Raw genomic sequence first — 6,988 nt, forward strand, 5'->3', positions numbered from 1 at the left:
GCGCCTGCCATTCACCCAAATAATCTGGTGCGTGTCGTGCGGGCGCTGGAGGTCTGCACCCTCACAGGAAAGACCTTTACCGCATGCAAGGCGGAAAGCCGTATCATCCCCAGTCCTTACCATTCTCTTCAGATCGGTTTGATGTACGAGGATCGGCAGGTGCTCTATGACCGCATTGACCGCCGTGTGGATGAGATGGTGCGGGCGGGCATGGTGGAAGAAGCGCATGCCGTCTATCAGAACGAGGCGCTCCGGACGGCTTACCACGCTATCGGGTACAAGGAACTGATTCCGTACTTCGAAAATACCATGCCGCTCGGCGAATGTCTCGACAAAATCAAACAGGAAAGCCGCCGGTACGCCAAACGGCAACTGACGTGGTTTCGCAAAAATCCTGATATTCAGTGGATAATTCTCAGCAAGTTTGACAAGAAACAAGAAATTTTGGAAAAATGCAAAAAAACAATAGCCAATTCCGATTTATTGTGCTATAATATAAGTTGAGTCAGGCTCTCTTTGCGGAAAATGGCTCATTGTACTGCAAAAATCTCATGCGATTTCCCTCGGAATCCAATTCGGCGGGAATGCGGAAACTAGGTGATGAAACGAACAATGGCTTCTATTTCCAGTAACAAAATGTCCAATGTCCTGCTGGGACTTCTCTCGGCATCGGTGCTTGCGACGTTCGGAACGATCTTCTACCATTTTGTGGATACCAGCTACGAAACGGAAACGGCGATTCGTGCCACCGCAGATGAAGCTGTTGTCTTTCAGGGTGTGTATGTGCGGGACGAAAACGTCTTGACCTACAGCGGAACCGGTGCGGTAAGCTACCGGATCTCGGACGGCGGAAAGGTTGCCGTGGGCGACGTCATTGCGGAAATTTATCCCGATGAGTCCGCCATTGAACAGAAGCAGCAGATCGACACGCTTCAGGAAAAGCTGGACACGCTCCAGCGCATTTCCAGTCCCGGCACCCTGGAACAGGCGCAGCCCGCCGACCTCTCCCGACAGGCGACACAGTATTATAAGGATATTGTGAAGGGGCGGGAACAGGAGAACCTGCTCAGCGTTTCCGCATCCCGCCAGAAGTTTCTGGAGGCACTGAGCATGTACCAGATCGTGGTGAGCAAGGGCGCAATTTCTTTTGACAGCCAGATCGCCGACCTGAATGCGCAGATTCAGACGCTGCAGGCGTCCCAGAGTCAGGCGGTGGGAGACGTGGTCTCCGATGCGTCGGCGTATTTTGTCAGTCATGTGGATGGTTTTGAATCTCAGCTCAATGAAGAATCTCTTTCGGATATGACACCAGAAAAATTGAACGATATCATTCAAGAGGCGAGCAAGGGTTCTAATGCATCCGCAGACGGCGTGATCGGCAAGACGGTCTCCAATTACGACTGGTACATGCTGGGCGTGATAGACAACACCGATTTGAAGTATCAGGTCGGCGATTCCGTGACGCTCCGCCTGATTTCCACCGGTGCAGAAGCACCGGCAACCATTCAGGAGCTGCGGAGCACCGGTACGGACGGCAAAGTCCTCGCCGTAGTTTCCTGCGAGACCATGACCTCCGATTTCGTGCAGAACCGCACGGAGCGTGTGGAAATGATCCGCGGCGAATATGAGGGGATCAAGGTTCCCCGAAATGCGATCCGGTTCAAGGATGTGGAAGAAACCACCACCGACGAAAAAACCGGCGAGGAAAAGACGGAGACTGTGAACTGCCGTGGTGTCTATGTGCTGGACGGCGAAAAGGTAGAGTTCCGCCGTCTGGATGTCATCTACGAGGGAAAGGATTATGTCCTGTCCAGTCTGAACGCAGGGGACGGATATCTGATCCAGTATGACTCGATTATCGTGGAGGGTATTGATGCAGATGGAAACTAGTTTTAAGTATATCGACGAAAATTACAAGCGAATCGCTTACGAGATCGGCGAGGCAAAAGCAAAGTACCGCAAACCTGCCGATGAGATCACATTCATGGCTGTGACCAAGACGGTTGCGCCGGAGGCGGTAAACCACGCCATTGGTTGCGGTATTCATGTGCTGGGAGAAAATCGGGTACAGGAATACCTCTCCAAAAAGGAGCTTTACCTGCCGGAAGCGGAGGTGCACATGATCGGGCACCTGCAAACCAACAAGGTCAAGTATATCATTGAGGATATGGCGCTGATCCACTCGGTGGATAGCCTGCATCTGGCACAGGAGATCGACCGCCATGCGGCGAGAGTCGGCAAGGTGCAGAATATTCTGATTGAGGTCAATGTGGGTGCGGAATCCTCCAAGAGCGGCGTTTCGCCGGATGCGCTGGAGGAATTGTTGCTGCAAATCGGACAGATGTCCAACGTGCATGTACAAGGTCTGATGGCAATTCCGCCGGCTGCCGGCAGTGAAAAATTTCTTTGCGAAATGCAGGAACTTTATCTTGACATTTCCGCCAAAAAATTAGATAATATAGATATGAAGATCCTGTCCATGGGTATGTCCGGCGATTACGCTGCGGCAATCCGCTATGGATCGACAATGGTTCGGATCGGCTCTGCACTGTTTGGTGCGAGAAAGTATACCTAAGGAGCCAGTTCAGTATCTAGCGATATCTGTTTTCTCTGAAAAGACGAGATGAAAGCCTGCCGCATCCGCACAAATGGCGGCGGGATGATACTAATCATATGTGCGGGGAATGGAGAACATTATGAGTTTTATCGATGGTATTAAGAATTTTTTTATTCCTGAAGAAGAGGATGGCAGAGATACAGTTCCCAACGACACTCCGGCAGAGGAGCCGGCAGCAGAGGCAGCGCCCAGAACCGCACCCGGCAGCTATGGCAGACCCTCCGGCTCTATGCCGTCTGCATCTTCCTTTGACGAATCCCGCGGAAAGGGCGACCGTTACACCACCATTAAGACGACTGCACAGTTTCAGGTCGTTCTGGTGAAGGCGTCCGTCTACACCTCGGACTCCAAGAAGGTTGTGGATTACCTGATGCAGAATAAGACGGTCGTTCTGAATCTGGAGGGTGCCAAGGAACCGGATATCCGCCGCATCATCGACTTCGTTGTCGGCGCAGCTTATGCAATGCATGGCCGGATCCGCCCCATCGCAAACCAGACGTTCCTCATCATTCCGCAGAATGTGGGCTTTGACGGCGACAGCATCGTCGGCGAGCTGCAGGACAGCGGTCTGGTTTAAACACAAGTATTTCCGGAGGACAGAAGGGGAGATAAACACGATATGTCGTATCTGGGGAAGGGGAGGACTGTGCCGGAATCCCAGCAGCTGTTAGAGGCGCACTGGGATGATCTGGCACGGCGCTCCGATCGGGACAATCGGCCGTATTTTTCGGCGTTTTACCCGCAGGAGGATCTTCAGGCGGCGGAGCGTATTGCAGCTGCAAACGGTGTGACGTGCACCGCTTGGGGCGGTACGGAGGGAACTGTACGGGTCATGTTCGGCTTTGCGCCGGAGTGGAGCGTGCCGGAGTTTCCGCAATTTCCGCTGACCTGTTTGACATTCCGCTGGCGTGGCACAGAGAACCCGGGACATCGGGACTTTCTGGGCGCACTGATGGGATGCGATCTGGCACGGGAGACCGTCGGAGATATTCTGATTGCCGATGGGATTGCGCAGGTCTTTGTCTGTGTTCCGGCAGCTTCTGTGATTTTGCAGGAACTGCATCAGATCGGACGTGTCGGCGTGACCGTGACGGAAGATGATCCGGTCTGCTTGTCGGCGGAGACGGCGTACCTCCTGATCGAAGGTTCTGTCGCCTCGCTGCGGGCGGACGCAATTACGGCTCTGGTGACGAAACAGAGCCGGGAAAAAGCAGTGCTGCTCATTCGACAAGGCCGGCTGACCTGCCGTCACGCAGTGATCAATGCCCCTGCTGCACCCCTGCAAGTGGGAGATGTGTTCTCGATTCGTGGCTACGGAAAGTTCCGGTTGGCAGAGGACGGCGGACTCACCCGAAAGGGAAGACATCATATTACGATTCAAAAATATCAGTGAGAGGAGATCCCAAATGATTAGTGCAAGTGAAATCCACGAACTTCGGTTCGAAAAGGCTGCTTTTGGATATAAGCAGGAGGACATTGATGAATTTCTGAACCGCCTGGAACAGGAGGTCGCTGCCGCACAGCAGGAGCTGGACGACAGCCACAACAAGATTCAGGTGCTGGCGGATAAGGTTCGGGAGTACATGCGGGACGAGGACGCACTGAAGGATGCACTTCTGGGCGCCCAGAAGGAAGGCCACCGCATTGTTGCCGAGGCAAACGCACGTGCCGATGAGATCATTGCGCAGGCGCAGCAGAAAGCGGACGCAATGATGGACGAGGTGACTGTGCAGCACGATGCCCTCATTGAAAAGAATGAGGCAGAGATCGAGGAGGAGCACAAGAAGCTGACCGCTGCCAGAAAGCAGGTCGCTGACTTCAAAAAGGCACTTTTCGACATGTACAAGGAACATCTGAGCATGCTCTCCGCAATGCCGGAAGAGGATGATACCACATTCGGCGTATCCGCAGAAGCTCCGGCAGACGACAGCACCGCAGAGGATGCTGCCCCTGCCGCAGCACCGGCAGCATCTGCAGCCGCAGATCCTTTTGCCGGCGCACAGTTCTCCGCCAAAACCATTCAGGGTGCTTATGACTCCCGTTTTGGCGACCTCGGTGCACTGGATTCCGAACACAAAGACTAATTTCAGGGAAAGGAGCGGCTTTTCCCGACGGGAAGAGCCGGAAGCAAGCTATGTCACAGGATTATAACAAAACCTTAAATCTGCCCAAGACAGATTTCCCCATGCGTGGAAACCTGCCCAAGCGTGAGCCGGATACTCTGCAAAAGTGGGAGACCGAGGATCTGTACGAAAAGATGATCGCCAAGAATGAGGGCAAGCCCCGCTACATTCTCCACGACGGCCCGCCCTATGCCAACGGCGAGATTCATCTGGGTACAGCGCTGAACAAGATGCTGAAGGATTTCATCATCAAGTACAAGAACATGAACGGTTTCTGCGCTCCCTACGTACCCGGCTGGGATACCCACGGACTGCCCATCGAACTGAAGGCAATGAAGTCCATCGGTGTGGAAAATGGCGCAATTCCGCCGGTTGACCTGCGGAAGCACTGCCGTGATTTTGCCATGATGCATGTCAAGAATCAGATGGCACAGTTCAAGCGTCTGGGAAGCCTGGGACATTACTGCGATCCGTATCTGACCCTGAAGCCGGAGTATGAGGCTCGTCAGGTCGAGGTGTTCGGCGAGATGGCAAAGCGTGGCTATATGTACAAGGGACTGAAGCCGGTTTACTGGTGTCCGGACTGTAACACCGCACTGGCAGAAGCTGAGATCGAGTACGAGAACGATCCGTGTTATTCCATCTATGTCAAGTTCCAGGTAACCGATGACAAGGGTCTGTTCACCAAGCTGGGCATCGACAAGAAGCAGATCTACTTCGTCATCTGGACAACCACTACTTGGACCATTCCGGGCAACCTGGCAATCTGCGTTGGTCCGGCATATGAGTACACACTGGTACATGTGGGTGATGAATATTACTGCATGGCAACCGAGCTGGTTTCCGCAACCATGAAGGCTGCCGGCATCACCGAATATGAGACCGTTGGTACTTTCATGGGCAGCGAGCTGGAGCACATGAAGACCAAGCACCCGCTGTACGATCGCCTTTCTCCGGTCATCGTGGGCGACCACGTCACACTGGAGAGCGGTACCGGCTGCGTACACACTGCACCGGGCTACGGCGTCGAGGACTTTGAGGTCTGCAAGAATTACGACGATATCGGCATTCTGGTCTGCGTAGACGACAAGGGACGCCAGACCAAGGAGGCAGGCGAGTTCGAGGGCATGGATACCGATGAGGCAAACCGTGCCATTGCTGCAAAGCTGACCGAGGTCGGCGCAATGCTGGCAACCGAAAAGATCGTCCACCAGTATCCGCACTGCTGGCGCTGCCACAAGCCCATCATCTACCGTGCAACCGAGCAGTGGTTCTGTTCCGTCAATGGCTTTAAGGATGAGGCAATCAAGGCAATCGAATCCGTCAAGTGGATTCCGGAGTGGGGCGAAGAGCGCATTAAGGGCATGGTTCGTGACCGCAGCGACTGGTGCATCTCCCGTCAGAGAACATGGGGCGTACCGATCCCGATCATCTACTGCAAGTCCTGCAAAAAGCCCATCGTCAACGACACCACCATTCGTGACATCACCGCTCTGTTCCGCAAGGAGGGCGCTGATGCTTGGTGGACAAAGGATCTGTCGGAATTCCTGTCGCCGGAAGTACAGTGCGAGTGCGGCTGTAAGGAGTTCACCAAGGAATATGACATCATGGACGTCTGGTTCGACAGTGGTGTTTCCCACACTGCTGTCATGGAACAGTACGATTGCCTGCAGTGGCCGGCTGATCTGTATCTGGAGGGCGCCGACCAGTATCGCGGCTGGTTCCAGTCCTCTCTGCTGACCTCTGTGGTTTACAAGGGCAGCGCACCGTACAAGGCAGTCTGCACCCACGGCTGGGTCGTTGACGGTGAGGGACGCAAGATGTCCAAGTCGCTGGGCAACGGCATCATGCCGGATGAGATCGTCAAGCAGTACGGCGCAGATATCCTCCGCCTGTGGGTTGCTTCTTCGGATTACCATTCGGATATCCGCATTTCGAAGGCAATTCTGGGACAGCTCTCCGATGCCTACAAGAAGATCCGGAATACCGCAAGATTCATTCTGGGCAATCTGGGCAACGGCGATGGCTTCCATCCGGATCGTGACAGCGTGGCAGATGACCAGCTGCTGGAACTGGATCGCTGGGCACTGATGCGGTTGGATCGTGTCATCGAAAAGGTACACGAGGGCTATGAGGCATTCGATTTCCACATCGTATTCCATGCCATCCACAACTTCTGCACCACCGATCTGTCCAACTTCTATCTGGACATCATCAAGGATCGCCTGTACTGCGAGAAGGAGGATTC

Annotated in this window: 6 protein-coding genes and 1 pseudogene; all 7 read left to right on the plus strand. The window is 54.1% G+C overall.

What is annotated here, in order from left to right:
- Positions 1 to 504: pseudogene (locus tag QZL66_RS04060) on the plus strand (tRNA dimethylallyltransferase); the annotation flags it as partial.
- 96 nt (positions 505 to 600) lie between these two features.
- Positions 601 to 1,890, plus strand: a complete 1,290-nt coding sequence (locus QZL66_RS04065) for an HlyD family efflux transporter periplasmic adaptor subunit (protein ID WP_022410470.1) — start codon at positions 601 to 603, stop codon at positions 1,888 to 1,890.
- On the plus strand, positions 1,874 to 2,575 hold the full coding sequence (locus tag QZL66_RS04070) for a YggS family pyridoxal phosphate-dependent enzyme (protein ID WP_022410471.1): 702 nt from the start codon (positions 1,874 to 1,876) through the stop codon (positions 2,573 to 2,575). The genes QZL66_RS04065 and QZL66_RS04070 overlap by 17 nt, the downstream gene beginning before the upstream one ends.
- A 121-nt stretch (positions 2,576 to 2,696) precedes the next feature.
- On the plus strand, positions 2,697 to 3,194 hold the full coding sequence (locus tag QZL66_RS04075) for a cell division protein SepF (protein WP_022410472.1): 498 nt from the start codon (positions 2,697 to 2,699) through the stop codon (positions 3,192 to 3,194).
- A 42-nt stretch (positions 3,195 to 3,236) separates the two neighbouring features.
- Positions 3,237 to 4,010: a YlmH/Sll1252 family protein gene (locus QZL66_RS04080; RefSeq protein WP_022410473.1), complete on the plus strand. Its 774-nt coding sequence runs from the start codon at positions 3,237 to 3,239 to the stop codon at positions 4,008 to 4,010.
- A 13-nt stretch (positions 4,011 to 4,023) separates the two neighbouring features.
- Positions 4,024 to 4,701, plus strand: a complete 678-nt coding sequence (locus QZL66_RS04085) for a DivIVA domain-containing protein (RefSeq protein WP_022410474.1) — start codon at positions 4,024 to 4,026, stop codon at positions 4,699 to 4,701.
- A gap of 50 nt (positions 4,702 to 4,751) precedes the next feature.
- The coding region (gene ileS, locus QZL66_RS04090; RefSeq protein WP_293601844.1) for an isoleucine--tRNA ligase at positions 4,752 to 6,988 on the plus strand (2,237 nt) is incomplete at its 3' end.

Source organism: Ruminococcus sp. CAG:330 (assembly GCF_000437175.1).
In the GTDB taxonomy this organism is placed as follows: Bacteria; Bacillota; Clostridia; order Oscillospirales; family Ruminococcaceae; genus Ruminococcus_C.